Origin of the sequence: Bacillus sp. CCNWLW194 (assembly GCF_037120585.1) — a bacterium.
Classification (GTDB): Bacteria; Bacillota; Bacilli; order Bacillales; family Bacillaceae_G; genus Bacillus_A; species Bacillus_A basilensis.
Window position 1 is genome coordinate 36,566 of record NZ_JBBBBL010000014.1, and the last position, 26,911, is coordinate 63,476.

General features: G+C 34.5%; 25 protein-coding genes, 1 pseudogene and 1 riboswitch. Of the genes and pseudogenes, 10 read left to right on the forward strand and 16 right to left on the reverse strand.

Annotation, left to right across the window (positions count from 1 at the left end):
• Both V7S50_RS25725 and V7S50_RS25730 read left to right on the forward strand, forming a co-directional pair.
• On the forward strand, positions 1–633 hold the full coding sequence (locus V7S50_RS25725; protein WP_242255592.1) for a CatA-like O-acetyltransferase: 633 nt from the start codon (positions 1–3) through the stop codon (positions 631–633).
• Between the two features lie 142 nt (positions 634–775).
• Positions 776–1,411, forward strand: a complete 636-nt coding sequence (locus V7S50_RS25730) for a pentapeptide repeat-containing protein (protein ID WP_098556853.1) — start codon at positions 776–778, stop codon at positions 1,409–1,411.
• Between the two features lie 106 nt (positions 1,412–1,517).
• Here the strand turns inward: V7S50_RS25730 and V7S50_RS25735 are convergent, their stop codons facing one another.
• The 12 genes and pseudogenes from V7S50_RS25735 to V7S50_RS34130 form a co-directional block, all read right to left on the reverse strand.
• Positions 1,518–2,465, reverse strand: coding sequence for a hypothetical protein (locus V7S50_RS25735; RefSeq protein ID WP_098556854.1), 948 nt, complete (start codon positions 2,463–2,465; stop codon positions 1,518–1,520).
• Positions 2,466–3,271: 806 nt separating this feature from the next.
• Positions 3,272–9,469, reverse strand: coding sequence for a SpaA isopeptide-forming pilin-related protein (locus tag V7S50_RS25740; RefSeq protein WP_336376608.1), 6,198 nt, complete (start codon positions 9,467–9,469; stop codon positions 3,272–3,274).
• 60 nt (positions 9,470–9,529) lie between these two features.
• Positions 9,530–9,622: riboswitch (cyclic di-GMP riboswitch) on the reverse strand.
• A gap of 172 nt (positions 9,623–9,794) precedes the next feature.
• Positions 9,795–10,331: a TetR/AcrR family transcriptional regulator gene (locus V7S50_RS25745; RefSeq protein ID WP_242255595.1), complete on the reverse strand. Its 537-nt coding sequence runs from the start codon at positions 10,329–10,331 to the stop codon at positions 9,795–9,797.
• A 370-nt stretch (positions 10,332–10,701) separates the two neighbouring features.
• Positions 10,702–10,968: a CPCC family cysteine-rich protein gene (locus V7S50_RS25750; RefSeq protein ID WP_242255597.1), complete on the reverse strand. Its 267-nt coding sequence runs from the start codon at positions 10,966–10,968 to the stop codon at positions 10,702–10,704.
• Between the two features lie 9 nt (positions 10,969–10,977).
• On the reverse strand, positions 10,978–11,412 hold the full coding sequence (locus V7S50_RS25755; RefSeq protein WP_000514471.1) for a hypothetical protein: 435 nt from the start codon (positions 11,410–11,412) through the stop codon (positions 10,978–10,980).
• Positions 11,413–11,516: 104 nt separating this feature from the next.
• Positions 11,517–12,968, reverse strand: coding sequence for a PH domain-containing protein (locus tag V7S50_RS25760; protein WP_336376607.1), 1,452 nt, complete (start codon positions 12,966–12,968; stop codon positions 11,517–11,519).
• Positions 12,961–13,437, reverse strand: coding sequence for a PH domain-containing protein (locus V7S50_RS25765; protein ID WP_000371358.1), 477 nt, complete (start codon positions 13,435–13,437; stop codon positions 12,961–12,963). Before V7S50_RS25765 ends, V7S50_RS25760 begins: the two co-directional genes overlap by 8 nt.
• 79 nt (positions 13,438–13,516) lie before the next feature.
• A complete protein-coding gene (locus V7S50_RS25770; RefSeq protein ID WP_000783813.1) occupies positions 13,517–13,684 on the reverse strand; it encodes a hypothetical protein in 168 nt (55 codons plus the stop codon).
• Between the two features lie 2 nt (positions 13,685–13,686).
• Positions 13,687–14,268, reverse strand: a complete 582-nt coding sequence (locus V7S50_RS25775; RefSeq protein ID WP_242255601.1) for a TetR/AcrR family transcriptional regulator — start codon at positions 14,266–14,268, stop codon at positions 13,687–13,689.
• A gap of 200 nt (positions 14,269–14,468) precedes the next feature.
• Positions 14,469–14,765: a hypothetical protein gene (locus V7S50_RS25780; RefSeq protein WP_001137435.1), complete on the reverse strand. Its 297-nt coding sequence runs from the start codon at positions 14,763–14,765 to the stop codon at positions 14,469–14,471.
• A 14-nt stretch (positions 14,766–14,779) separates the two neighbouring features.
• A pseudogene (locus V7S50_RS25785) lies at positions 14,780–15,884 on the reverse strand (lipase family protein); the annotation flags it as partial.
• A gap of 9 nt (positions 15,885–15,893) precedes the next feature.
• A complete protein-coding gene (locus tag V7S50_RS34130) occupies positions 15,894–16,019 on the reverse strand; it encodes a hypothetical protein (RefSeq protein ID WP_396025708.1) in 126 nt (41 codons plus the stop codon).
• Positions 16,020–16,084: 65 nt separating this feature from the next.
• Here V7S50_RS34130 and V7S50_RS25790 point away from each other — a divergent pair, with 65 nt between their 5' ends.
• Complete coding sequence (locus V7S50_RS25790) at positions 16,085–16,417, forward strand: hypothetical protein (protein ID WP_242255603.1); 333 nt, start codon at positions 16,085–16,087, stop codon at positions 16,415–16,417.
• Between the two features lie 293 nt (positions 16,418–16,710).
• Complete coding sequence (locus V7S50_RS25795) at positions 16,711–17,025, forward strand: DUF1433 domain-containing protein (RefSeq protein WP_242255605.1); 315 nt, start codon at positions 16,711–16,713, stop codon at positions 17,023–17,025.
• A gap of 90 nt (positions 17,026–17,115) precedes the next feature.
• On the opposite strand, the gene ecsC is transcribed toward V7S50_RS25795, so the two are convergent.
• From ecsC to ecsA, 3 genes are read right to left on the reverse strand one after another with little or no spacing between them, the layout of a single operon-like run.
• The gene (ecsC, locus tag V7S50_RS25800) at positions 17,116–17,823 is read right to left on the reverse strand and encodes an ecs operon protein EcsC (protein WP_242255607.1); all 708 of its coding nucleotides are present in this window, start codon (positions 17,821–17,823) and stop codon (positions 17,116–17,118) included.
• Between the two features lie 13 nt (positions 17,824–17,836).
• On the reverse strand, positions 17,837–19,048 hold the full coding sequence (ecsB, locus tag V7S50_RS25805) for an ABC transporter permease EcsB (protein ID WP_242255617.1): 1,212 nt from the start codon (positions 19,046–19,048) through the stop codon (positions 17,837–17,839).
• Positions 19,041–19,784 (reverse strand): ABC transporter ATP-binding protein EcsA, encoded by a 744-nt coding sequence (ecsA, locus tag V7S50_RS25810; RefSeq protein ID WP_088062328.1) that lies wholly within the window; start codon positions 19,782–19,784, stop codon positions 19,041–19,043. Before ecsA ends, ecsB begins: the two co-directional genes overlap by 8 nt.
• 559 nt (positions 19,785–20,343) lie before the next feature.
• Between ecsA and V7S50_RS25815 the strand changes: the two genes are divergently transcribed.
• The 3 genes from V7S50_RS25815 (at position 20,344) to V7S50_RS25825 (ending at position 22,182) form a co-directional block, all read left to right on the forward strand.
• Complete coding sequence (locus V7S50_RS25815) at positions 20,344–20,778, forward strand: HIT family protein (RefSeq protein WP_242255619.1); 435 nt, start codon at positions 20,344–20,346, stop codon at positions 20,776–20,778.
• Positions 20,779–20,963: 185 nt separating this feature from the next.
• The gene (locus V7S50_RS25820; RefSeq protein WP_000030301.1) at positions 20,964–21,326 is read left to right on the forward strand and encodes a YtxH domain-containing protein; all 363 of its coding nucleotides are present in this window, start codon (positions 20,964–20,966) and stop codon (positions 21,324–21,326) included.
• A 298-nt stretch (positions 21,327–21,624) separates the two neighbouring features.
• A complete protein-coding gene (locus V7S50_RS25825) occupies positions 21,625–22,182 on the forward strand; it encodes an HTH-type transcriptional regulator Hpr (RefSeq protein ID WP_000834918.1) in 558 nt (185 codons plus the stop codon).
• A gap of 5 nt (positions 22,183–22,187) precedes the next feature.
• On the opposite strand, the gene V7S50_RS25830 is transcribed toward V7S50_RS25825, so the two are convergent.
• Positions 22,188–22,523 carry a DUF1878 family protein gene (locus V7S50_RS25830; RefSeq protein ID WP_000383651.1) on the reverse strand — a complete coding sequence of 112 codons (336 nt, stop codon included), beginning with the start codon at positions 22,521–22,523 and terminating at the stop codon, positions 22,188–22,190.
• Between the two features lie 118 nt (positions 22,524–22,641).
• Here V7S50_RS25830 and V7S50_RS25835 point away from each other — a divergent pair, with 118 nt between their 5' ends.
• From V7S50_RS25835 to helD, 3 genes are all read left to right on the forward strand, one after another.
• Positions 22,642–22,836, forward strand: a complete 195-nt coding sequence (locus V7S50_RS25835) for a hypothetical protein (protein ID WP_048656387.1) — start codon at positions 22,642–22,644, stop codon at positions 22,834–22,836.
• Positions 22,837–23,261: 425 nt separating this feature from the next.
• Positions 23,262–24,125, forward strand: coding sequence for a peptidylprolyl isomerase PrsA (gene prsA / locus V7S50_RS25845; RefSeq protein WP_242255621.1), 864 nt, complete (start codon positions 23,262–23,264; stop codon positions 24,123–24,125).
• Positions 24,126–24,533: 408 nt separating this feature from the next.
• Entirely contained in the window at positions 24,534–26,864 is a 2,331-nt protein-coding gene (helD, locus tag V7S50_RS25850; RefSeq protein WP_336376606.1) for an RNA polymerase recycling motor HelD, read from the forward strand.
• Positions 26,865–26,911 lie beyond the last annotated feature (47 nt).

Here is a 26,911-nt window from a genome sequence, read left to right on the forward strand (position 1 = left end):
ATGATAGATTATCAAATCATTGATTTAGAGAATTTCTCAAGAAGAAACTACTATGAGTATTTTATGTTGACAAACACAACGTTTGAAATGACAGTCAAAATTGATGTTACTCGTGCAGTTAAAAAATGCAAAGACGAATCTATAAGTTTTTATGCTTACTCCATTTTTAATTTGACTAAATCGGTTAACAAGATCCCGAATTTGAAGTATGCCCATAGGGATAAACAATTAGTAGAATGGCAAGAATTAGTGCCAACATTTACGAACTTTAATCAAGACACAGGGCTATTTTATAATTTATGGTTAGAAGAATTAACAGATTATAAATCAGTTGATCGTGAGTACAAAAGGCTTATAAAAGACTACACAAATACAACAGATATCGTACCAATGGGAGTTGTTCCGCCAAACGTGGTGAATATTTCATCCATTCCTTGGATGCATTTTGAACATTTCTCATCTCATCAAGGAGCTATCAAAAATAATTTAACACCAATGATTACTAGTGGAAAATACGAAAAAGTTGGTTCACAGTTGTTAATGCCAGTGAATATTAAGGTTCATCATGCAACAGTTGATGGCTATCATGTATCGTTATTTTTTGAAATACTGCAACGTGAAATGAACCGTTAACTTTTAGAGAATACACGACTATGCATTTATTGCTAAAGTTAATAAAAGCGTAGTATAAAAAGAGATGAAATTTCTACACAGCTCTTTCTATAGGACATACCATTTTTTCTAGCTAACTAATTCAATGAAAGAAGGACATAATATGAAAATTGATAGACCAAAAATTTCACCAGAGTTATCTTTAAAGAATTTTCACGATATTTTTTATGAAGAAGATTCAACATTAGAAATGTGTGAAATTATCGATTCCACTTTTGAAAATGAATCTGTAGATAGAGTGCGTTTATATAGTGCAGTGATAAAGAATTGTAAGTTCACAAATACAGACTTTAGCAATATTGATATTACAGATGTTTGTTTTGAAAACTGTGATTTATCAAATGTTAATTTAAGCAATTCTTCTGTTCACAGAGTCGAATTTAAAAACAGTAAATTAATTGGAGTTAATTTTACAGAATCTAGCTTAGGGAATGTTGAATTTGAAAATTCAATTTTGAATTTAGCCTCATTTGGAAATTCTAAACTAGAAAAGATTATATTTAATGAAACTTCATTAAATAATGCAGACTTTTTTGACTGTAAGCTAAAGAAGGTTGAATTTGATTCATGCAGCCTTGACGAAGCAAATTTCGATCAAACATCACTAAAAGGAATCGATATTAGTTCTTCTACTTTTGATACACTTACGGTTTCAGTGAACAACCTAAGAGGATGTAAAGTGTCACCACACCAAGCTATTCAGTTTGCATCTTTATTGGGATTGATTATTAAAGATTAGTCAAAAAGAACGATTTAAAACGTAAAAAGGTATCCTCATACTTGAAGGATACCTTTTTATTCTCTCTATTTTTATTACTGTTTTGTATCGTATTCTTTTCATCAATTTAGTACATTTCAACAATTGTACCATCTTCATATACCTTGAATACTCCAGTAAATCCTGATCCAGCTGCGCCTTCTATTTTATATGTCGTACGCACTCTAATTTGATAATATTTCTTTCCATTCTCTACTTGCGTATTCTCTAGCGTGTAATCATAGTCTTCTTTATATTCATTTTTGATATATGCTGTAGCTTTCTCAAAAGTAAATGCATCTTGATTCTTCCCTGTCTCTACTTTTTGGTTCTTTTCTGTCTCTGTTTTTGGATTCTTTTCTGTCTCTGCTTTTTGGTTCTTTTCTGTTACTGCCTTCTGATTTTTTTCTGGCTCTGCTTTTTGGTTCTTTTCTGTTGCTACCTTTTGACTCGTTACTGCATCAGTTTTTTGTGCCTTTGCTGCTGCCGTTACATTCTTTGCATTTTTTTCTTCTTCACCAATTTTAGTGATTAATCCTACAGCCTTTTTATTATATTCTTCAAGATTCTTGTTATCTTTTGTTTCTGAAACTAGCTTATTTAATAGCTCTTTCGCTTCTGCATAACTTTTCTTATTTATTAACTCTTCACTTTTCGTCAGTTGCTCGCTATACTTCTTTTTTTGTTCTAAAATGGCTAATAATGCTGTTCGTTCTTCCTTGGCCTGCTTTATAAGTGTAGTATTTCCATCCTTCATGTTCTCTACTTTTTCAAATGACTTAATTGATTCTTCTATCTTTTTTTCTTCTTTTAACTTCACTGCTTCCATCATGATTTTCGTTTGTTCTACAAGCACTATTGTATCTGAATCGTCTTTTTTCTCATCCAGCGCTCGTTCAAATGATGATAAGGCATTTTTATATTCTTTATTCGTTAACGCGGTCTTCCCTGCATCTATTTCTTTTTCAAAATCTCCATTACTACATCCTGCTAACATTAAAAATGTAATTCCAATTACCGTTAATAACTTCCTCAATGTTTCTCCCCCTATGCATTCCTAAAACAATAACGTCATATGTATAAAAGTCTGTGTAGTAATTAGACTGAAAGTAAATATGTACTACATTGTGTGTGGGAAAGGAAGTACATTTCATTTACTATCATTACTTAAAACTCCTAAATAGTTGGTAGTTGGTTTTCTTCTTCTTTTAAGACAGAAAGGAATTTTAATAATGTGCGTAAAGCTCTCACCAGGCTCTTTACTACACACACTCTTATACACATAGAAAAGCTATTTTTAGTTTTGTATTTTTTTAACTTTATATATTATCGGTCGATTCGATACGCACCTCAATTCGTAACATACCGAAAAACAACAGAAAACAAAATGTAACATAAGTTACGGTTTGTAACTTATCTGTAACACAAATGTAACATAAGAGTTTTGAATATACAATAGTTTTTTTACATTATTTTCCCCTATCTACATTTTAAGGTGTTAATACAGTGCTAAAACGAGTTTCATCTCCCACCTGCTATTGGACCTATCATCCTTTGAATACTTTAGGAAAAAGCCCTCTTTCTTAAAGTCCTCAAATTAGTTACATAGATAACTCTTTTTTCACCCAAACATTACGAAGACCTTTTACTTTCATAGCTTTCACATTAAATATATATAATAAAGTTAACTTTTTTGATATAACCGCATGAGGAAAAAAGGATGAACTTTGTCTTCCTTTTTGTTTTTTATTTACATCGAGTTCTTTTGCTAAATGTCTTTTTTATGCCAAATAATATAAAAAAGGTATCCTCAAGTACTTTGAGAATACCTTTTCACTTTCACTATCTTTGTTTTTTTCTACCTAATACGAGTAATCCAAAACTCATCATTACAAGAAGTGCTCCCATATATGGTTCCACCGGCATTTTCTGCCCTGTCTTCGGCAATTCTTTTCCAGATGTCTCTGGATCTGGTGTTCCTGGTCTTTCTGGATTCGTTGTTCCAGGCTTCTCTGGATCCGTTGTTTCCGGTTTTTCTGGATCTGGTGTTCCTGGTTTTTCTGGATCCGTTGTTTCCGGTTTTTCTGGATCTGGTGTTCCTGGTTTTTCTGGATCCGTTGTTTCCGGTTTCTCTGGACCTGGTGGTGCTAAAGGAAGCAATTTATTTAACACTTCTAATTGAACTGAACTTACCATTCCTTTTTTGATTTCAAACGGAATTGGATTTGTTAATTTTTCATATCCTTTTGGTGCTTCCACTTCCACAAGTGTGTAGTTACCTACTGGTAAATCTGAAATATTTGCTTTTCCTTCTTTATCTGTTGTTACTTTCGTTACTACTTGTCCTCCTTTATCATGAACTTCAAAAACAGCCCCTGATAGTACAATTTTGCTTTCAGCATCCACTTTTGTAACTTCTACTGAACCTTTGTCTAATAAGTCATTCTCTACTTTTATTGATAAGACTTTCGTCATACCTTTTTTAATTTCGAATGATACTGGTTCTGTTAGTTTTTTGTATCCTGGTAAGCTTTCTTTCTCTACTAATTTGTACTTTCCTACAGATAGATCTGAAACTTTTGCTTTTCCTTCTTTATCTGTCGTTACTTCTGTTACTACTTTTCCTTGCTCATCTTGTACTTTGAAGACTACGCCTTCTAATACTTTTTGACTGTCTTTATCTACTTTTGTAATTTCTACTGAGCCTTTGTCTAACATTTCGTTTTCTACTGTTAAAGCAATAGATTTTGTCATGCCCTTTTCAACTTTGAAAGTAACCGGATCTACTAATGGTTTATATCCTTTTGGTGCTTTTACTTCTACCAACTTGTATGTGCCAACTGATAAATTAGTAACCTTTGCTTGTCCTTTTTTATCTGTTGTTATTTTAGCAATTACTTGTCCTGCTTCATCTTGAATCTCAAATACTGCATCAGCTAAAGCATCTTTATTTTCTTTGTCTACTTTGGTAATTTCAACATTTCCTGTATCCACTAATTCATTTTCGACAGTTAATTGTAATGCTGTTACTCTACCTTTTTCAATTTCAAATGAAATTGGTTTTTCAAGCGGTTTGTATCCTGCTGATGTTTCTACTTCTACCAGCTCATATTTCCCAATAGATAAATCTGAAACGTTTGCTTTTCCTTCTTTATCCGTTTTTACTTTAGTAACTACTTTCCCTTTTGAATCACGTACTTCAAATACAACACCTTCTAATGGTGCTTTACTATCTTTGTCTATTTTCGTGATTTCAACATTCCCCATATCCACCATTTCGTTTTCTACAGTGAACACTAGAGATTTTGTCATACCTTTTTTAATTTCAAATGGTACCGACTTTTCTAATTTTTTGTATCCTGGTAAGCTCTCTACTTCTACTAGCTTGTACTTTCCTACAGATAAGTCTGAAACGTTTGCTTTTCCTTCTTTATCTGTTGTTACTTTTGTTACTGCTTTTCCTTTTTCGCCTTGAACTTCGAAGACTACACCCGCTAACGGTGCCTTATTATCTTTATCTATCTTCGTTATCTCTACATTTCCCGTATCTACCATTTCATTTTCTATTTTTAGTGATAAGACTTTCGTCATACCTTTTTTAATTTCAAACGTTACTGGTTCTGTTAATTTTTTGTATCCTGGTAAGCTTTCTTTCTCTACTAATTTGTACTTACCTACTGATAAATCAGCAATTTTTGCTTTTCCTTCTTTATCTGTTTTTACTTCAGTCACTACTTTGCCTTGCTCATCTTGCACTTCAAATACTACGCCTTCTAATACTTTCTGACTGTCTTTATCTACTTTTGTAATCTCTACAGAACCTTTATCTAACTGTTCATTCTCTACTTTTAGTGATAAGACTTCTGTCATACCTTTTTTAATTTCAAACGCTACTGGCTCTGTTAATTTTTTATAGCCTGGTAAATTTTCTACTTCTACTAATTTGTAATTTCCTACTGATAGATCTGAAACTTTCGCTTTTCCTTCTTTATCTGTCGTTACTTTCGTTACTACTTTGCCTTTTGAATCTTGCACTTCGAATGTTACGCCTTCTAATAACGCGCCACTTTCTTTGTCCACTTTTGTAATTTCTACTGAGCCTTTATCTAACTGTTCATTCTCTACTTTTAGTGATAAAACTTCTGTCATACCTTTTTTAATTTCAAACGATACTGGTTTTGCTAGTTTTTTATATCCTGGTAAGCTTTCTACCTCTACTAGCTTATATTTCCCTACTGATAAATCTGAAATTGTTGCTTTTCCTTCTTTATCTGTCGTTACTTTTGTTACTACTTTTCCTTTTTCATCTTGCACTTCGAAGACTACGCCTTCTAATGCTTTTTGACTGTCTTTATCTACTTTTGTAATTTCTACATTACCCTTGTCTAACATTTCATTTTCGACTGTTAAAGCAAGAGATTTTTTCATACCTTTTTCAATTTGGAAAGTAATTGGATCTACTAATTTCTTATATCCTTTTGGTGCTTTCACTTCTACTAGCTTATATGTTCCAACTGATAAATTAGTAACTTGTGCTTGTCCTTTTTTATCTGTCGTTATTTTAGCGACTACTTGTCCTGCTTCATCTTGAATATCAAATACTGCATCAGCTAAAGCATCTTTATTTTCTTTATCTACTTTTGTAATTTCTACATTTCCTGTATCCACTAATTCATTTTCTACTGTTAGCTTTAGCGCTGTTACTCTACCCTTTTCAATTTCGAATGAAATTGGCTTTTCTAGTGGTTTGTATCCTGCCGGTGTTTCTACTTCCACCAACTCATACTTCCCAATAGATAAATCTGCAACGTTTGCTTTTCCTTCTTTATCCGTCGTTACTTTTGCAACTACTTTTCCTTTTGAATCACGTACTTCAAATACAACATTTTCTAATGGAGCTTTACTATCTTTATCTATTTTTGTTATCTCTACATTCCCTGTATCCACCATTTCATTTTCTACTTTCAATGATAGAACCTCGGTCATGCCTTTTTTGATTTCAAATGATACTGGTTTTTCTAACTTTTTATAACCAGGTAAACTTTCTACCTCTACTAATTCATACTTTCCTACAGGTAAATCTGAAATATTTGCTTTTCCATCTTTATCTGTCGTTACTTTTGTAACTTCATTACCCTTTTCATCTTGGACGATGAATGTTACTCCCGCTAACGGTGCTTTATTATCTTTATCTATCTTTGTTATCTCTATATTTCCCGTATCTACCATTTCATTTTCTATTTTTAATGATAGAACTTCTGTCATGCCTTTTGTAATTTCAAACGATACTGGCTCTGTTAATTTCTTATAGCCTGGTAAACTTTCTTTCTCTACTAATTTGTACTTCCCTACTGATAAATCAGAGATTTTTGCTTTACCATCTTTATCTGTTTTTACTTCCTTTACTACTGTTCCAGCTTCATCTTGCACTTCAAAGACTACGCCTTTTAATGCTTTTTTGCTGTCTTTATCTACTTTTGTAATTTCTACTGAACCTTTATCTAACTGTTCATTTTCTACTTTCAATGATAGGACTGTTGTCATACCTTTTGTAATTTCGAATGATACTGGTTCTGTTAGCTTTTTGTAGCCTGGTAAGCTTTTCGTCTCTACTAATTTGTACTTTCCTACTGATAAATCAGAGATTTTCGCTTTACCATCTTTATCTGTTTTTACTTTTGTTACTATTTTGCCTTGCTCATCTTGCACTTCGAAGACTACGCCTTCTAATACTTTTTGACTATCTTTATCTATTTTTGTAATTTCTACTGAGCCTTTGTCTAACTGCTCATTTTCTACTTTTATTGCTAAAGCTTTTGTCATACCTTTTGCAATTTCAAATGGTACTGGTTCTGTTAGCTTTTTATAACCTGGTAAGCTTTTCGTCTCTACTAATTTGTACTTTCCTACTGATAGATCTGAAACGTTTGCTTTTCCATCTTTATCTGTTACTACTTTTCTTACTACTCCATCTTTCTCATCTTGGACTTCAAATTCGACACCCGCTAATACTGCCCCGTTTTCTTTGTCCACTTTTGTAATTTCTATATTACCTTTGTCAACCATTGCATTTTCCACTTGTATTGGGAATATGCCGTCCCCTGTTACATTTACTTCGAACTCTGTTTCTTTTAATTGGTATCCTTCAGGCGCTTTCGTTTCTTTTAAAATATATTTCCCTGGTGCTAACGGTTTAGAGATTACCTTACCATCTTTATCTGTAACAATATGTTCGACTACTACACCGTCTTTTACTATATCAAACTCTGCATTTGCTAATGGTTTTTCACCATTTTCCGAATCAATTTTCTTTACTTCAATTTGACCCTTTTGCATAGTATTTTTAATTTCAATTGTTTTTGTTTCTCCAGCTTGAAGTGTAACCTCTACTGGGCTTGTTAATTTTTGATATCCTTCTGGTGCTACTGTTTCATAAACTTTATATGTCCCGGGAGCTAAAGTTTGAGGTACTGAAAAACCTTTTTCGTCCGTTTTCAGTTTTGCAACAACTTCATTTGCACTATTTCGAACTTCAAATTCGGCACCTTTTAACCCTTTGTTCGGATTCTCAGAATCTATTTTATGAATCGATACTGTACCATCTTTTGGAGCTTCAGGCGGTGTAATGGTTACTTCTTTTGATGTTAATGTTTTATCATCAAAATGTAATTCCGCTTTATTAGGAATCTTCTTATCTACGTAAGAAGATAAGTCTGCATTATTTTTGATTTTCGCCTTGATACTGAGGTTAATTATCTGGTCTTCATATGACTTATAGTCAAAATTCTCACCAAACGTAAATGTTACTTCACTTCTTTGTTTATCTATATTTAACGTTCCTTTAGAAGTAATATCTTGGCCATTTTGATCATACACTTTTGCCTCTAATACTTCTAAAACATCTTCTAAATCATCACTAATTACCATTGATGTGTATTTAGGAGGATCGTTTGGTATATGTGTACCAACTTGGTATTGAATAACTTGATCCATTTGTGTTAGCTGCTCATTCTCTACAAGCTTGCCATTCTCATCAACTATATTTTTTTCAATGCTAGGTGGATGATCGTCACCTGAACCGGTTCCTCCCCCACCACTTACGAATACTTGTCCTACTTTTTCTTCAGTTTTAATATTTTCCCCTTCTAATTTCACTGTATTTTTATGAGGCTTTGCAGCAGGATTAGTAATCTTTGTTTTATATCTTAAAATATAACCTTTTGAACTGTCTGGAAACTCAATTGTAAATCCAGTCTTTGTTGCATTTATTTTAATGTTAGATAAATCTGCTGGCTTAATATTTGTTGGTGCATAACCATCTTCAAATACAGCCTCTTCTAATACTACACTGTCTGTAATTAACTCATGCCCAGGTCCTAATGTATCTGTTAATTTAAGATCTTGCATTTCTGTTCCAGTTGCATTTACATATACAAGCCAATCAGCAATGGACGGATCTTCTTGATTATAAGAACCCCATTTCAATAGATTATCTGTATTGGGCTGTGGCTTCGGTCTCTCTGTCGTATTATTTACACTTACTTCTTTATTGACGATTTGACCATCAACGTTAAATTCTAATGGAATTTCTTTAACACCATCATATGCTTCTAGACCAAAGTAGAATTCTACGAATAAAGAACCTTTAATGTTATTCTTTCCTTCTACGTAATCACCCATAGTACACGTCAATAGACCCTTTTTCATCTCACATGTACCAACTGTTTTTCCTTCAGCATCTTTTAAAGGAAAACTCATATTCATAAGGTCTTTTCGAAACTCTTTTGGCATATCAATTGTGAATTGATCTCCACTTTTTATTTTTTCTTTAGCTGACCACTTCACTTCTACTTTCATTCCATCTGAGGCTTGATACGGTTCAGATGTCGTGCCATCAGTACGGGAAATATTAATTTCGTCCACTGGACTTTTCATCACAGCAGCTTGAATAACTGGAGCCCACACATTCAGCACTGAAAATAATACTAGAAAAACTAATGAAACCATTGAAATGTGCCTTTTAGTACTTTTCATTTGCATAGTTCCCTCCTAAATTTTTATATTTATATAACAAAAAAAGACCGTCTGGTTGCATCAAAAATGTGCAACCAGACGATCTTAGTAACCAATATGTATTACCGTAGACTCTAAGCTTTGCGGCCTATCCTTTCGAATAGTGTGCTAAAAATATCTTTTATTCTTTTTTTGTTTCATTTTCCTCTTAAACCAAATATTACTATACCGTCTGGACGGTTATAATTCAATACTCTATAAAATTGTTCTATTTTTCTAATAAAAAAAATAATTCACCACTACATTAAAGAAGCAATGGTGAATTATTTATATATTATATAGTTAATATATTCTATTTATATGAATTATTAATAAGAGCTTGAATCACTTTTTCTCTTAACTCTGGCCTTAGTCTTCCAACCCCTAAATATTCCGCATACCATAATCCATCTGCTGCTAATCTAATAATTGTTGCACAAACTGAATCTATCTCATCATTTTCTATATTCTTTTGCAGTTGCTGAAATGATTGTTGTAATGGCTCAAGTAATTCAGGTTTTAACATGAATGCTGCCATCATACTACTAGACAACTCTTCTGTTCTTCTCTCGTTACTTAATCTTTCCTCTACAAAAGAGCGAACCCACCTTCCTTTCCTCTCTGAGTCTTCCGCTACTTTAGCGTAAATGGCCCCCTCATAATCCTCTACCCCTCTGACTATCATACCTTCTATTAAAGCTTCTTTATTTGAAAAGTGATACAATAATCCACCTTTACTTACACCCGCCTCTTTTGCCACTGCTTCTAAGGTTAATTTAGCAACCCCTTTACATTGCACAATTTGAGAAGCGGCTTCTAAAATCTTTTGCCGTGTTATACTTGTACTCATTCCTTTTTAAAACCCCATTTCTACTAAATTTATATAAATACGTATCTTATTTTTAATATCACTGAGTAATAATAAATATTTTCTTTATACAACAAAAGCTTCATCGCCTTTGAATTGTTCGTTGCTTCTTCTATTAAAAATTTTCATATCATTCAATATGATAACATTAAATACACAAAGATGACTATACATCTATACTTTTGTTTTCATTCCTAATATATCCATTAGTGAAATTTACTGTTTTAGTCCTTTTTTTACTTTATCATCTCTATTGTTTTACCTTATAAGACGGCGTTAATTCTTTCATCGTTGCATAAAAAATGTTATTACTCCTGTTACATCGAGTAATAACATTTTTATTTTAATCTATTTAACAAATTTGCTTCCAACTAGCATCCTTCACATCTTCACTAGTCGGATTTCTAACTGATTTCACAAAACATTCCCCGCAAGCCCCAAATGCAATGAAATTTCTCTGTGCTTGTCTTAACGAGACTTCATTTGCTCCATCTTCAAGGTCAGGCTCTTTAAGCTGAACAGGATCCTCTTCCCAATAACATATATTACAAATTTCATATGTACCCGGTGGTTCTTCTTCTATTGTTTTATATCCGCGGCATGGATAGGTGTATTTCATATAATCACCTTATTTCCCTTCATATGTAGTCCTACTTACTAAAAATGTAATAGAGCAAATTATAGTTAATCCCATAAAGTACATCATTTTAATAATACGAGTATTTTCATATGTTGTAGGAACCCCGTCAGATATAACTTCATAGCAAAAAACAATACTTATGGCTAAAAGAATATATAAAATTAAGGATGGGATAAAATGTAGCTTTATAGGTAAAATAACGCACCTAAACAATATCTCCCCAAGAAGACATCCAACTAAAACAACAGGGACTCCAACTATCAAAGTAGCGGCCAACATTTGGGCCATAGCAATAAAAAGATTCGTAAAAATAGAAAATAGCTCTCCTTCAAAAATCCCCTTCTCATCGTATATTTGAATTATCGTCATTGAAATAAATAAGCTTAATAAAGAATGGGAATACGGAATTAAAAATTTTCCCAATCCTGCTCACCTCACTTTTTTTGCGTCACATATATTATTAATTATTTCCTATCATTTTTACATAGAAAAATAACTCGCCTCCCGCAAAAGACGAGCCATTCCATTTAATTCTCACTTATTCTCTTCTTATACCAATCCTGCATTCTCTCCGCATCTTCTACTCTCGTATGCTCTAATTTATAACTCGATGATGCGCTCGAAAACTTATACGTACATAAATCTGCCCGGCGCTGGAAATATGATTGTGTCTTTTCCATCGATTGGACGTGTCTTCTTCTAACAAGTCCTGTATATTTTCCAACGCTGCGATATACAAGTGTAATTTGCTCTCCGTTTACACTGTAACCATTTGTTTTAAATGTTGCGTAACCAAGTGTAAAGATGAGGATCGTGAGCGGAATTAGTGCCCACATGATGAAGTGTTTTTCAAAGTATATACTTATTCCAATAAGCGGAATTGCTAGCATCGTGAAGAAGATGAAGCTATCAATGAGATAGCGGCGTAATGCTGCTTTTGGTAATGAAATAATATTTGTATCCAGTTCGTATGGTAGTTGTAAATGCGCGAGTAACTGTTGTACTCGGTCTTTTCGAATGATTGGATGCAGTGTAACTTTTTCTTTTTCATCATCCGTTCCCTTACTTTGAATAACTTCTACTTGCACAGCACAATAGCCGAATGGCTGACGTAAAATACTTTCTTTTATCGTAATCCCTTGAATACGATGTAACTTTAAGACGAGTTCTTTTTTCTCAAGTAATCCTTGTGAAATGCGGACTTCGTCATTTCTTCGATTTACTGTGAAATCTCCATGTTTTAGCGCATAACCGATTGTAGATATAATCCACGAAAGGACGAGTAAAATAGCTACCATGAAAATCCAGCCATATATATCATGTTGCATTACATATGACTTTACGCTATTCTCTATCCATTTCGGAATGTACTCCTCTACTTGGTGATACACGAAAAAGATTAACGAGAATAATAGTCCAAACTGCCCCGATGTAACAGAGGCTAGTAAAATTTCTTTCCAAGTCAATTTATATTCTGTTGTTTGTTTTTCTTCTGTAACGATTTCTTTTTTTACTGCATGTTCCGCTTTTTCGTCTAGCGTTCCTTCTGCTTTCACTTCTGGAGTTGGCTCATTTAGCAAAGCAATAAGCTCAGTTGCCTCTTCTACTGTAATACCGGCTAAGCTAACCTCCGCATCATCGCCCCCGCCAGCTGTTTCGATCTGAATTTTCTTTAAACCGAGCATTTGATATAGCACGTTAGAACTTGTATGAATCGTTTGAACACGTTCTTTATTTAAGTAGCTCTCCTTCTTTACAAAGAGCCCTTGTTTCACATGTAATACGTTATTTTCAACCCAATATGTTGTGTAATACCATTTTTCAAACGCTGAAAAGACAGTGAGTAAACCAAATGCAGCGGGAATTAAGTACCAAAACGGGAATTTTCCATTTAAGCTAAACATGAAAATAAAGAGTGGTATAAAATCTCTTATTTTTAATTCCAATAACATCGTGATTGGATGCTGCCTCTTATACATCCTCATCACTCACTTTCGCTAATTCTGCGATTTTCGTTTTCAACATTTCCGCTTCATACATCGTTAAGCCTGGGATGCTGTGAGAAGTTGCTGCTGTTGAAATGTGTAATTCTGCTAAGCCATATTTTCTCATAATCGGCCCTTGTTCAATCGTAACGTGCTGCACACGAATCATCGGTACTAATACGCGCTTTACGACAAAAAGACCGTGCTGAATTTCAAGCTCTTCTTCATTTAGTTGGTAGCTGTAATAACGTTGACGTAGTTTCGGGAATAAGAAGTACGAAAATGGTGCGAACACAACTGTTAGCCCAATCATCACATACAAAATCCACGCCCACCAATCAAACTTTATCATGAGGAAAAGGTACGCTAAAATGACAAGAATACCGATCCCTTCTTCTATTACAGCCCGAACTTTCCACACCTTGACCATGTCAGGGTGAATTTCATTTTTCAATGGATCCATGTAACCACTCCAAATCTAGTAATCTAATATATGAATAGTCTCAATCTATATTTTACATAACTTTACAGAAAATTGAAATTTAATCTTCTTTCTTCTCAGGAATAAAATATCCGAACCAAAGTAGCCAAATGAAACCGATTAACTTCATCCAATTTCCATCCGCTTGAAAAGCTTCTATCATGCCTGGAATTTTATACACCCCAATAAATCCAAGAAAACCGAGCCACCAGTTTTTTTGCATTTTCACTTTTATTCCTCCTTCATGACGTTTTTCACATTTCGAATCCAAATTTCTTTATACTTTAACTGAAATCCCATGAGCATGTAATTGCTCATATTATCAATTACAAGCGCTAACGTATGAGCGTTTTCTTCCGTTGCATGCTGTGACACGACGCCCAGTTCCACACCTTTCTTCAATAAATCGTGGAAACCATTTAAAAACTCTTCTTGTATATCAAATAAACGTTTCTGATACTTTTCATTTCGCGCCGCAGTTACGATAAATTCATTTATGACGCGCAGTATTCCTTCTTGTCCTTCATACTCTGAGAGCATATGTAAACCATCTGCGATTAACTTTTCCGCAAAATTTTCTCTCGTATATTGCTCTTTATCAAAATAACTCATGAAATAATATCCAGAAAAAACTTCTTCAAATAAAAAGTCCACTAACGCTTCTTTAGAAGAAAAATGATAATAAATAGCCGGTTTTGAAATACCTACCTCTTTCGCAATCATGGAAAGACTCATCTTCTCAATGCCGTGCTCTGCCATGAGTTTAAATGATGCCGCTACAATGTTTTGAGATGTTTGTAAATTCTTTGTCATACTGTACCTCACTTGTTTTTACTTACCGGTCGGTAAATAAATTGTAAAATAAAAAATTATCGTTTGCAAGTTTGATTCAAAACTACATATTACTTTCTCCATTTACTTTATGAAGCAGAATCATATTCCTCCATAGTTACTACAGTAATCTTTAATCCAGTTAAACTACAAAAAGCACCTTTGTGAGTGCTTCTTGTAATTTAATATTTAGGCCCCATGTAATCATAACTTTGATCTAACGCTTTTAATAAATCAATCGCACCCTTTAACTCTCTTTTATCAGACTCTAATTCTTCCATTCTTCTTTCGATATCTTTTTTAAAAGATTCTAAATCGCTAATGGCTTTTTTCCCTACTCCAAGTTGAGACCAGCTTGATAAGAGTAAATTATGTACATTACTTACAACCCTTTTATTATGGTTTAAGTCTTGAATCATATGGTCAAATTGTTGTAAAGCTTGGTTCAATGCTTCTTCATTTAGGTAAATTCTCGGCATCCTAATCTTCTCCCTTAATATTGTTGATCCGTCTTCTTATAATCATCGGTTTTCTTCTCAATAAAATCTGAAATTTCCGTTGCTGTTCGTATGTACCAAAAACTTAAATGCTCTACATGTGCACGTATATTATTTACTTTAGCTTCTACCCGTCTACTTTCAGCCGTTTCTAATAATGTCATCATATTAGAAATTAACCTCGGTACTCTCTCTTGAAATTCTTGTGCGTTTCGCTTCATATCTCTTACGGCTTTTTCCAAATTCTCTACAACTACACGAATCTCTCCCCCGCCTAATAACGCGCCCGGTGAATCATAAACTCTTTCATTCGTGTCTACATTTAACAAGTATTTATTTGATAAAGACCCATTCTCCCCAAATCGGAAGTTTTTATCTGTTTGATAATGATAACCAGGACCACTTATCGAATTCAAAAATCGAGTAACATCCATCCCAAGCTTTTGCTGTAATGATAACTCGGACATTTCTTCTTTCGAAATTGGTGGTGTTACCGCATAAGTAGATCCTATATGACTTTCATATGCACCAAATGGTCCATAACCAATTGAATCATTTCCGTGAACAACACTTACAATTCTATTATTAAACTCACCATTATTTGCTTTTTCTTGTAAATCAGGCGGTAACAAATGTTTTGCACTTGGCGCATTCCATGACATACATCTTACATTGTCATTAGATGCCGCTGCATATTCCGCTAAAGCTCCCCCTAATGAATGACCCGTCGTATATATCTCCACATCATCCCTGCCCTTATATGTATCCGTTACTTGTTTCATGACCCTTTCAGCTTGTTCAAATTGATTATGTGTTTCCCAGCGCTGATTCTCTTCATTCCAATATTTCTTTGAACCTGCATTCTCAGTCCCTGCTACAGGAGGTGCTGCTGGTCCATGAACACCTTCTCGTAATACAAAATGATTTGTATCCGTTTTTAAATCCTTCATACCTTCCCTAGCTTCATCAGAACGCCTAAAGAGTTTTTCTCTATAATTTTATCTCATTCTGTCCCCCAGAAAGCTATCATAACTTGCTTTTCCCCATTCACATCTCGTACAAAGACAACTGTGCCTATTCCAATTTATCGTGGAATGTTCCTCCCTTTTCCTATGTTTGTAAACTTCGACCTTCTTTATTGGTAATAACAACTTCTTCAATATCTTTATCAGATTTATACGTTGTGTCTGCTAATTGATAAAAAGTAGAATCTAAAACTTCATTTTTGTTACTCAAAACATTTTTCTTCTACAACATTTGATATATTCTTATAATTAAGATAACATTTTCGGAGGATACATATGGATATTATTATTAAAAAATTTAGTTTTTGTTTATTATTTATATTTATTTTAAGTACTTTAGAGGGATGTACCATGGATCAAAAAAACAATGAAGAACAAGTAGTAAAAGAAGCAAAAGCGACAACCATTACATACTTTAAGGAAAAGCAAGATTTGGATGTAGTAATTACTGGGCATGAGTTTGGTCCTAAAGACTTACAATCCATTTATATTTCTGGACATGTCAAAGATGATAGAGACAAAACATTTAATATAACTATTCAATATAGCGGAGATAAATACACGATAGGTTCAATTTCTAAAAGTAAAAGTTTAAAATTAAAATACTAACACTTCCCATAATTTTTATCTAAGTCATTCCTATATGCTCCCAATAATGTTCAAATAGTTTTTATAAACGGACATGTTAAAGATAACAAAAATAAGGTTTTTTCTATGGACAAAGAATATGATGTAGGAGATTATCATATAAGCCGTATGTCTCATTCAAAAAATTTAGAGCTTAAAAACTAAGTACCCGGGTAATTTAGAATGCTTTTCTTTATAACCCCACCCCACAATGTTCAGTGAATATAAAATTTAGTGAAAAGGAATATAACGCAAGATCCATGGAGTGATTATACATGAACAAATTCGGTACAAAATTATTCTTTATTTTTACACTTATCCTTTTAGGTGGATGTACTATAGATCAAAAGAATGAAGAACAACAAATCGTTAATAAAGCAAAAGAAGAAACCATTCAGTATTTCAAAGAAAAAGAGAATTTAGAAGTGACTATTACGAATCATAGATTTCCTTCTAATGATATCGAAACTATTTTTATAACTGGTCATATCAAAGATGATACAAATAAGAAATTTACTACTTCAATTGATTATAAGGATGATTATAATATCGGTTCTATCTCCACCACTAATTTCAGCCTAAAACGCTGAAAAACAATCTCAATTATACCTTCTTCTTTTGAAGCATTAATCATTAAAACAAAAAAGCATCCTAAATCACACATTTAGGATGCTTTCTTTTTAATTCCTATTCAGCAATCGCATACGATAACAATTCATCGTTACTTCCCCAAGTCTTTGCAGTAATTGATAGTTCGCATACGCGCCGACCGGGGCACCGATTATTGGTACGAGCTGAAGCATTTTTGCTAAATCGATATAGTCTCGGTACTCTGTTTGGAACTTTTCCCAGTCCATATGGTTTTCTTCTTCTGTATCCCACGTTTCGATGGCTTTCCATATTTCTTTTCGGTGGTCGTCACTTGAAAAGGCAAGTTGGAAAACGTGAAGGATAAAAAGGCGCTCTTCTTTGTCGCTCGTATCAAATCCGTACAATGTTGCTGCATCGAATAAAAATTTAATTTTAATGCCGAGTAAAAGCGGAAAGTCAGCAAGGCCAAGGAGAATACCGCCTGCTCCCGTCCCCGCTCCTTCTGCCGCTGCTATTTTTTTATACTCATCCATTTTTTTACGTACTTCATCGTCTCGTCGTTGCAATGACCAGTTCGGCTCTTTTAATTTCGGCTTTATAAAGTTTGATCCGGCACTAATCGTTTGCACCATCATCCGAATCGTTTCTGTTAATACTTTTTGCACTTTCGCCGGAATAAGCTGTTGTACTTTCGTCTGCACTTTCTTTGAGAACCGTGTCATCATAGAAGAATCTTTCATGAATGTAGCTTTCCACTGCTCCAGCTCTTTTATAACCTTTTCTTCATATGTAATCATAGGTTCATTCCCTTCAATTTAAACGCTCAATACGTTTTGCCCCGTATTGATAAACGAAACCGATACTAAATACTATGCTTACGACTAGTAAAATTCCTGTCATCATGAAATCTTTCGTCGCAAGTGCAAATATGATTGTAAAGATAATACTACCTGTAATAAGGATTGCATTTAATAAAGTAAGAAAATCTTTCTTCTTCTCTTCTCCCCCTATCGGATACAAATCAAGCCAAATCTTCATGCGGTGATGTTTCCATAAAGTTAATAGCTGATAACCGATTAAGTATAAGAAAATAAGGCTTACGACAAATCGTCCATATAAAAACGGAATGAAGTACAGAATAACTCCTCCAAGAGCGAGCAGGCGCACATATAAGCCGAAATAGTTACCCGATCGTAAAAACGTTCTCGTATATAAGTATAAATATGTACGCTTTTCGCCAATCATCGAAAGAATGAAATCAAGCCATTTCTTGCGGGATACTCTCTCTTTTAATGCTGGTACATCAACGAACATATTCGCGATGCGGTACAGCAGCATCATCTTCTTACCTTCTTCAGAAATTAAATACTCCCAGTTTAGCGGCTTTCCCTTCACCATTTGATGCATGATAGCGAGGTATAACACCATGAGCAGAACGATTCCGCCAATAAACATAATGGAAGTACGTTCTACAAGGAAGTAAACAAATAATCCGTTTAAAATAAAACGAATGAACCAATCGGCTCTTTGTATATTTTGGTCTGTTAAAAATGATTTTTCCCATGCCAAGAATAAATTCCACGCTTTTACAATGACAAACGCGATTACAATCCATATGTACGCCGCTCCAGTTTGTTTCATTTGCTGAAAGTATAACGGGGCTAGTGCTGCCGCTACGATGGCGATTATGTATAACTGAATCATAAACGTAAAGAGAAATGCCTTTGTGAAATAAGGTTTTAACTTTTCTTCCACTGGCAGTAAGTAAACGAGATCTGCTTCTTTTAATAACGTTTGTATCGATCCGGCCGTTAATACGAGTCCAAGCAACACTGCCATAACGAGTGCTGTCGGAAACGACGGTGTTAGCGTTTGTAACCACTGCTGGTAATAATACGCTCCTGCGCCGATGATAAATACAAAAATAAATTTCAAATGATCATTAAATACGTATTTACTATATGTACGAACTTCTTTTAGAAAGTGACGAAATCGTTCTTTCCATAATGCTGTGCTATTCATAATCTTCTTCCTTCGTTAATGCAATATAAATATCATCTAACGTTGCACCTGGCATATTAAACTGTGATTGTAGTTCAGCTAATGTTCCCTTCGCTCTTACTTCACCTTGATGCAGAATAATGAACGAATCACAATAACGCTCTGCTGTCGCTAAAATGTGTGTACTCATTAAGATTCCTGCACCGCTCTTTTTCATGTGATCCATCATTTGAAGAAGTGATTGAATCGCTAACGGATCAAGCCCTACGAAAGGTTCGTCCACAATGTAAAGAGATGGTTCCACTAAAAATGCACTCATAATCATTACTTTTTGTTTCATCCCTTTTGAGAAATGAGACGGAAACCATTTCAAACGATTTTTCATGCGAAATTCTTGTAATAGTTGTCCTACACGTTCTTCATATTGTTTTTCATCGACACCGTACGCCATCGCTGTTAGCTTCAAATGTTCTTCTAGCGTTAGCTCATCATATAATACAGGTGTTTCTGGGATGAACGAAAAGCTAGAACGGTACGCTGTCATATCATCACGAATTGTTTTCCCATTAATTGTGACAGTTCCTTTTTTCGGTTCCATTAAACCGATAATATGTTTAATCGTCGTACTTTTACCCGCTCCATTTAAACCGATTAAGCCGACAAGTTCGCCTTTATTAACAGAGAACGAAACATCTTTTAGTACAGGTCGCTTCGTATATCCTCCTGTAACATTTTCTACACGCAATAACTCGCTCATACGACACCACTTTCTTCATTAGTATTCATTCTATATTCATCTTACCAAAAATGGCGCTGTACTACATAGTATCGATGTCTTAAAAAAAATTTAAATTTGTTAGCATATATTTTTACGAAAGCGGACATCATAATTAGTGAAGAAGGAACACATTGAAAAAGCGACCACCAATTGATGAGTACAACAACATAGTTAAGTCATCATGAAATGGGGTGTCCATGTTGGACAAAGAAATTTACACATAACCAGATCATTTGTTTCATTTTCGAAACGGGGTGTCTCCGAAAGAGCATATACTGTTTTAAAAAATAAACAATTTCCTTTTATGAAAGATTGCAATTCATTTCACTTGAAAATGGGGTGTCTACGGCAGAAACTTTAGCCGATTTACCGTGCATTTCTTAAATAAATGAGGTGTCTGCGAAACGTAAATTACGATAATGCTTTTTCAATCCCTCTTCAGAAAACAGGAAGCTGAGTCAGCTTCCTGTTTTTCGTGTTTGTTCTCTTATGTAATTATGGTAAAATACGGCTAAGGATATTTGAAAGGATGAGATCGATGAATCATACAGCAGATAATTGTATTTTTTGCAAAATCATTGACGGGCAAATCCCTTGCTCAAAAGTATACGAAGATGAACATGTGCTTGCATTTTTAGATATTAGTCAAGTAACAAAAGGACATACTCTTGTTATTCCGAAAGTTCACAAACAAGACATATTTGCGTTAACGCCAGAAATCGCATCACACATTTTTTCTGTCGTTCCGAAAATCGCAAATGCGATTAAAGCAGAGTTTAATCCAGTTGGTTTTAACCTACTTAACAACAACGGCGAGAAAGCTGGACAAACTGTGTTCCACTTCCACCTTCATTTAATTCCACGCTACGGTGAAAACGATGGTTTCGGTGCTGTTTGGAAATCACATCAAAATGAATACACAATGGAAAATTTACAAAACATCGCAAGTAAAATTGCAAATAGTGTGAAATAGTGACACTATAATAAGAAGTAATACATAACAAGCCACTTTCCTAAAGTGATTAAATATTGCAAGGCTTGTTTCTCCATTCAAGATTCCAGGGAATATGTACAGTACACTTTTCTTTCCCTTGTCTTAAAGATATGCATATTTTTTCACATCATGAATACGAACAAAAAATAAGGAGGTCTCCTTTTATGTCAAAAGCTAAATCCTTTATTACAGGTGTCATTTGCGGCGGAGCAGTTGCTGGATTAGCTGTTCTTTTCTCTACTCCTTCTTCTGGCAAAGACATGCGCGGCAAGTTAAAAGAAAAAGGAAATGATATTAAAAAGACATTAGCTGATATTACAGCTGATACAAAATTATTAAAACGTCAAATCGTTGAAACTGCTTCAGAAGGTAAAGAAGTGTTTCAAGAATTAAAAGACGATATGCACGATACGCTTTCTAACTGGAAGCAAGATATTTCTCAAAACAAACGACATATTGAGCAAGAGATTTTGGACATTCAAAAATCAATTGAGAAACTACAAGAAGCTGTTCCGGAAAAAGCGTAAACAAATTCCTGCTTAGTTTTTTGCATATAACAAATATTTTTTATATAAATTGACCTTAACACGGCATATCACATAGATATGCCGTGTTTTTATGCATTTACAATATATGTTATCACTTAACATGTAAGGACAACACATGTATTCACGACTCATAAAACGCTTCCATAGTTATGCATGATTTGTATAGAATGTCATTTTTCCAAAAAATTTTCACAATTCTCACAAAAAGACTTTATTAATTTTTATTTTACTGGCATAATAGATAGTAATGAAAAAGAATGTTAAAGTGGGTGAGTAAATGAAAAGTGGAGAAAAAGATTACTCGGTAAAAGAAGCGATGATTTTCAGCCAACGCATTGCTCAATTATCGAAAGCGTTATGGAAATGTGTAGAGAAAGATTGGCAGATGTGGATTAAGCCTTACGATTTAAACATTAATGAGCATCATATTTTAACAATCGCTTATCATTTAAAAGGGGCTTCTATTTCTGAGATTGCTAAGTTTGGAGTTATGCACGTATCAACGGCGTTTAACTTCTCTAAAAAGCTGGAAGAACGCGGCTATCTTGTATTCTCAAAAAAAGAAGATGACAAACGAAATACGTACATTGAGATTACAGACAAAGGGGAAGAGTTACTACTTCGCTTAATGGAGGAGTATGATCCTGAAAATAATTCAGTGTTTAATGGGGCTCTTGCACTTCGTAATTTTTATGGGAAGTTCCCAGAAAATATCGAACTGATTGCTATCTTGCGTAATATTTACGGACAAGACTTCATCGATATTTTTGAGAAATCATTAGAAGATATTGAAGAGAACTTTACAGAATCCGATCAGAAGTTAGTTAAGAAGTAATCTATTTATTTTTTCGCAATCATGCTTAAGAATTCATTCATAAGCGGCTTAAATAAACCTTGTTTTGCTAGCGCTTCCGCAGTTTCGTGTACTTCGAGCTGATGTGGAAGCGCTTTTTCAAATTGATCTAATAGCGCATCGAACAAAAGAAGCCCTTCTGCTTTCTCCACTACATATTGCTCGTTCAGTATTTCACAAAGATTCAGTATACGTTCAATATCTTTTTTACGAGCTTTTTTCTTTATGATTAAAGAATAAAATGGACACTTTTCTTCATCAATCATTTTAAATAGTAGGTCTACGTAGTATTCAGCTTGTTCTAATCTTCTAACAACGTCCATTTTCTCCCTCGCTTTCTAACACAAAGTCTTCTATTTCTGAATTTTATAACACGAACAAAATATCGTATGATACAATATATAAAGTATATGTATTTTAGCCAAAAGGAGGTCTCGCCTCATGACACTTATAACAGTTGTTTTTGTCGCATTCGCACTTCTTGTTATATTTTACACGAATTTCATGACACATACACTGTGTGAACGAAAACAAATAACTGCGAGCCGCCAACCCGGTGTCTTTCGGGTTATTAATGTATGTATAACAATTTTATTAATTTCTAGTTATATAGAAATTATATTTCATGGAAAGTGAGGAAGGAAAGCCCCTTCCTCACTTTTTTCCTCTATAAGCAAATTATACCTACTATAACCAATAAAATAAACAGTACAAGTAATAAAATAAGTTGAGAATTCATCCCCATCCCCTCCTCTATTCTGTATATGCGGCATCCGCCCAATATGGCACACCTTCAAAATCTGACACGATATGGTTAATTTTTCTTTATCAATATGAAATCTAGTCGAAATATGATATATTAAATTCTGTACATATTGCTTATACTATGAAATAAATGACACGCATCTTAACTTTATCCTAAAGCCTCGGTAAGCCCTGTTAAGCGCGCTTTACCAATATAAAAAGCAAAAGTATCAGTGAGACTTAATCGGGCTCTGATGAACTAAAATTCATCGGTATAGGATAAATTAAAAATACATAATAGTAGGAGTGTTTATCGAATGAAGAAAGCTATGCTTGCCTTAGCCGCAACAAGTGTAATCGCACTATCAGCTTGTGGAACATCATCATCAGACAAAATCGTTACATCTAAAGCTGGTGACATTACAAAAGACGAATTCTACGAGCAAATGAAAACACAAGCTGGTAAACAAGTACTAAACAACATGGTTATGGAAAAAGTACTTATTAAAAACTACAAAGTCGAAGACAAAGAAGTAGACAAAAAGTACGATGAAATGAAAAAACAATACGGTGATCAATTCGATACACTATTAAAACAACAAGGTATTAAAGAAGAAACGTTAAAAACTGGTGTGCGTGCTCAATTAGCGCAAGAAAAAGCTATCGAGAAAACAATCACTGATAAAGAATTAAAAGACAACTACAAGCCTCAAATTAAAGCAAGCCACATTCTTGTAAAAGATGAAGCGACTGCGAAAAAGATTAAAGAAGAACTTGGACAAGGTAAATCTTTCGAAGAGTTAGCGAAACAATACTCTGAAGATACTGGTTCAAAAGAAAAAGGTGGAGACTTAGGATTCTTCGAACACGGTAAAATGGTTAAAGAATTCGAAGATGCTGCTTATAAACTGAAAAAAGATGAAGTAAGCGAACCTGTAAAAACACAATTCGGTTACCACATCATTAAAGTTACAGACATTAAAGAGCCAGAAAAATCATTCGAGCAATCAAAAGCTGACTTGAAAAAAGAGTTAGTTGCGAAGAAATCACAAGATGGCGAATTCATGAACGATCTTATGATGAAAGAAATCAAAAAAGCTGACGTAAAAGTTGACGATAAAGATTTAAAAGATCTTTTCGACGAGAAGAAAGCTGACGCTAAAAAAGAAGAAAAGAAATAACGAAATAAAAAGATCGGGCTTAGGCCCGATCTTTTTTTATCCCCTCTTCTCCCCTATCAATTTATGTTTAGATTCAGTAAATGAAATTATATAGTTGCTCCTCTGAATAAATTAACCTCAGCTCTAAATTATATCGGCGATTTTCAAAATATATCGACCGTAACTCCAATTATATCAGCGATTTTCGAAATATATCGACTTACCGACAAAAACAAAAAAACCTTGATCCACGTAACATGGAACCAAGGTTTATCTTATTATCATTGATTAAATTAAAAAACTATGTTAAATTAGTACAGAAACACGTTTCCAAAAATACAAAGAACGTATTTATCCGTATCTTAATTTTACACCAAAACACATCTTCAGTCAACCTCTATTTTTCACTTTTAAAGGAGTGCTTACCGTATGAACAAAAAACTTGATCTAGAGCAAAAAAGATTGGATACCGTAATCCAAACGATTAGGCAGCAAATTGATAAACTGGAAAACGAAACTGGCAGACGCCGGGCAGAAGTAATCAATATTCGTAAACATTTCTGGGATGACGTAAAAGTGAATACTGATACTTTTGATGATTATCTTGAAACAGTTATCAACTTAAGACAACAAGCTCAGTCACTAGCTGTTACACAAATTACCCATAAGCACACCTTTAATCGACTTGCCGCATTAAGACGCATGCATAAAGCACCTTATTTCGGACGAATTGATTTCAAAGAAGAAGGAGAATCTGCTGCAGAGCAAATTTATATCGGCGTAGCTACACTTACTGATGCAAGCGGAGAAAACTTTCTTATATATGACTGGCGCGCACCCATTTCGAGTGTCTACTACGATTATCCACCAGGACCGGCTGAATACAGTACACCAGGAGGCGTAATTCACGGTAATGTAGAGAAAAAATTACAATACATTATTCAAAATGGCGAGATTGATTCTATGTTCGATACGAGTCTTACAATTGGCGATGAAATTCTTCAACAAGCGCTCGGAAAAGGCACAAACAAACATATGCAAAGTATCGTTGCTACGATTCAGCGCGAGCAAAATGAAATTATTCGTCACGATGAAGGCCGACTCCTTATCGTGCAAGGAGCTGCTGGTAGTGGTAAAACGTCAGCTGCCCTGCAACGAATCGCCTACTTACTATATAAATATCGCGAATGGTTAAAAGCGGATCAAATTATTCTCTTCTCCCCTAACTCTATGTTCAACAGCTACGTTTCTAACGTACTGCCTGAACTCGGTGAAGAAAATATGCAGCAAGTTACATTCCAGGAATATTTAAATCATAGACTAAGTAAGTCATTTGACGTGGAAGATCCTTATGAGCAATTAGAATATATGCTAACTGAAACGAATAGCCCTATCTATAAAACGAGAAATGCTAGTATTCGATTTAAAGCATCTACTCAATTTTTCGAGATGATTAGAACGTACAGACAATCTCTTGAATCTTCGGGTATGCTATTTAGGGGAATGAAATTTAGAGGAAAGCTAATTGTCTCTGCGAAAGAAATTACAGAGCAATTTTACAATACCGACTCCTCTCTCCGCTTCCATAGTCGAATTGAGAAGTTAACGGATTGGCTAAATAAACAAATAGATGCACTTGAAAAAGCAGAACTGAAAAAGCCTTGGGTAGAAGAAGAAATTGAACTACTTAGTAAAGATGAATATCAAAAGGCTTATAAATACTTGCAGAAAAAAGGCGAGTTTGACGATAACTCCTTTCATGATTTTGAGAAGGAAACGAAAGTACTCGGACGTATGATTGTCCGTAAAAAATTGAAGCCACTTCGTAAAGGTGTTCAAACATTGCGTTTCATCAATTTCACAGGCATATATAAACAACTTTTCACAGATGCATCATGGGTTACTGGAGAAAAGCCGAAAGAATGGGATGACATTTGCTCATTAACAGTAAACACGCTCGATGAAGGAAAGCTATATTACGAAGATGCGACTCCATTTTTACTTTTAAAAGAATTAATTGAAGGCTTCCAAACGAATAGATCGATTAAACACGTACTCGTAGACGAAGCACAAGATTATTCTCCGTTTCAATTCGAGTTTCTAAAACGCCTCTTCCCTGCCGCAAGAATGACGGTACTCGGAGACTTTAACCAAGCGATATTTGCACACGCGAGTGAAACAGTGAATTTCAATACACTTACTAGCTTATACGGACCAGATGAAACGAACGGTATTAACTTAACTCGTAGCTACCGCTCAACAAAACCAATTATTGAATTTACACGCGCTCTCGTACCAGAAGGAAAGAACATCCATGCATTTGAACGTGACGGTGAGAAACCTACAGTGACGAAAGTATCTAATCACAACGAACTGCACGAGCATATTACTGCCAAAGTTGCTGAATTACAAAAACAAAATCACAACACGATCGCAATTATATGTAAATCCGCAGCTGAAAGCGCCGCTGCTTACGAAGCACTTCGTCATATCGAGAATATTAAACTCGTGAAAAGTAACTCAGCCGAGTATGAGCAAGGCATTGTCGTGATCCCTGCTTACTTAGCGAAAGGTATCGAATTTGATGCTGTTATTATTTACGATGCTTCTAAAGATGTGTACAGCGATGAGAGCGTTCGTAGATTGTTCTACACTGCTTGTACACGCGCGATGCATGAATTACAACTTTATAGCGTTGGCGATGTTAGTCCTTTTGTGCTCGGGGCTGATTCGGAGAGTTTTGAACTTATTACACCTTGATACGAATCAAGGTGTTTCTTTTTTATGCAGGATTTACACCTTTAAAG

What these genes read in the sequence shown, in the direction of transcription:
- V7S50_RS25745 (WP_242255595.1), bottom strand. Translation starts at nt 10,331, where the DNA reads ATGAGTACAAGTATAACACGGCAAAAGATTTTAGAAGCCGCTTCTCAA.
- V7S50_RS25740 (WP_336376608.1), bottom strand. Translation starts at nt 9,469, where the DNA reads ATGCAAATGAAAAGTACTAAAAGGCACATTTCAATGGTTTCATTAGTT.
- V7S50_RS25760 (WP_336376607.1), bottom strand. Translation starts at nt 12,968, where the DNA reads ATGTATAAGAGGCAGCATCCAATCACGATGTTATTGGAATTAAAAATA.
- ecsA (WP_088062328.1), bottom strand. Translation starts at nt 19,784, where the DNA reads ATGAGCGAGTTATTGCGTGTAGAAAATGTTACAGGAGGATATACGAAG.
- V7S50_RS25730 (WP_098556853.1), top strand. Translation starts at nt 776, where the DNA reads ATGAAAATTGATAGACCAAAAATTTCACCAGAGTTATCTTTAAAGAAT.
- V7S50_RS25790 (WP_242255603.1), top strand. Translation starts at nt 16,085, where the DNA reads ATGGATATTATTATTAAAAAATTTAGTTTTTGTTTATTATTTATATTT.
- V7S50_RS25835 (WP_048656387.1), top strand. Translation starts at nt 22,642, where the DNA reads ATGACACTTATAACAGTTGTTTTTGTCGCATTCGCACTTCTTGTTATA.
- V7S50_RS25725 (WP_242255592.1), top strand. Translation starts at nt 1, where the DNA reads ATGATAGATTATCAAATCATTGATTTAGAGAATTTCTCAAGAAGAAAC.
- helD (WP_336376606.1), top strand. Translation starts at nt 24,534, where the DNA reads ATGAACAAAAAACTTGATCTAGAGCAAAAAAGATTGGATACCGTAATC.
- V7S50_RS25820 (WP_000030301.1), top strand. Translation starts at nt 20,964, where the DNA reads ATGTCAAAAGCTAAATCCTTTATTACAGGTGTCATTTGCGGCGGAGCA.
- V7S50_RS25795 (WP_242255605.1), top strand. Translation starts at nt 16,711, where the DNA reads ATGAACAAATTCGGTACAAAATTATTCTTTATTTTTACACTTATCCTT.
- V7S50_RS25750 (WP_242255597.1), bottom strand. Translation starts at nt 10,968, where the DNA reads ATGAAATACACCTATCCATGCCGCGGATATAAAACAATAGAAGAAGAA.
- V7S50_RS25825 (WP_000834918.1), top strand. Translation starts at nt 21,625, where the DNA reads ATGAAAAGTGGAGAAAAAGATTACTCGGTAAAAGAAGCGATGATTTTC.
- V7S50_RS25765 (WP_000371358.1), bottom strand. Translation starts at nt 13,437, where the DNA reads ATGGATCCATTGAAAAATGAAATTCACCCTGACATGGTCAAGGTGTGG.
- ecsB (WP_242255617.1), bottom strand. Translation starts at nt 19,048, where the DNA reads ATGAATAGCACAGCATTATGGAAAGAACGATTTCGTCACTTTCTAAAA.
- V7S50_RS25780 (WP_001137435.1), bottom strand. Translation starts at nt 14,765, where the DNA reads ATGCCGAGAATTTACCTAAATGAAGAAGCATTGAACCAAGCTTTACAA.
- V7S50_RS25815 (WP_242255619.1), top strand. Translation starts at nt 20,344, where the DNA reads ATGAATCATACAGCAGATAATTGTATTTTTTGCAAAATCATTGACGGG.
- V7S50_RS25775 (WP_242255601.1), bottom strand. Translation starts at nt 14,268, where the DNA reads ATGACAAAGAATTTACAAACATCTCAAAACATTGTAGCGGCATCATTT.
- V7S50_RS25830 (WP_000383651.1), bottom strand. Translation starts at nt 22,523, where the DNA reads ATGGACGTTGTTAGAAGATTAGAACAAGCTGAATACTACGTAGACCTA.
- ecsC (WP_242255607.1), bottom strand. Translation starts at nt 17,823, where the DNA reads ATGATTACATATGAAGAAAAGGTTATAAAAGAGCTGGAGCAGTGGAAA.
- prsA (WP_242255621.1), top strand. Translation starts at nt 23,262, where the DNA reads ATGAAGAAAGCTATGCTTGCCTTAGCCGCAACAAGTGTAATCGCACTA.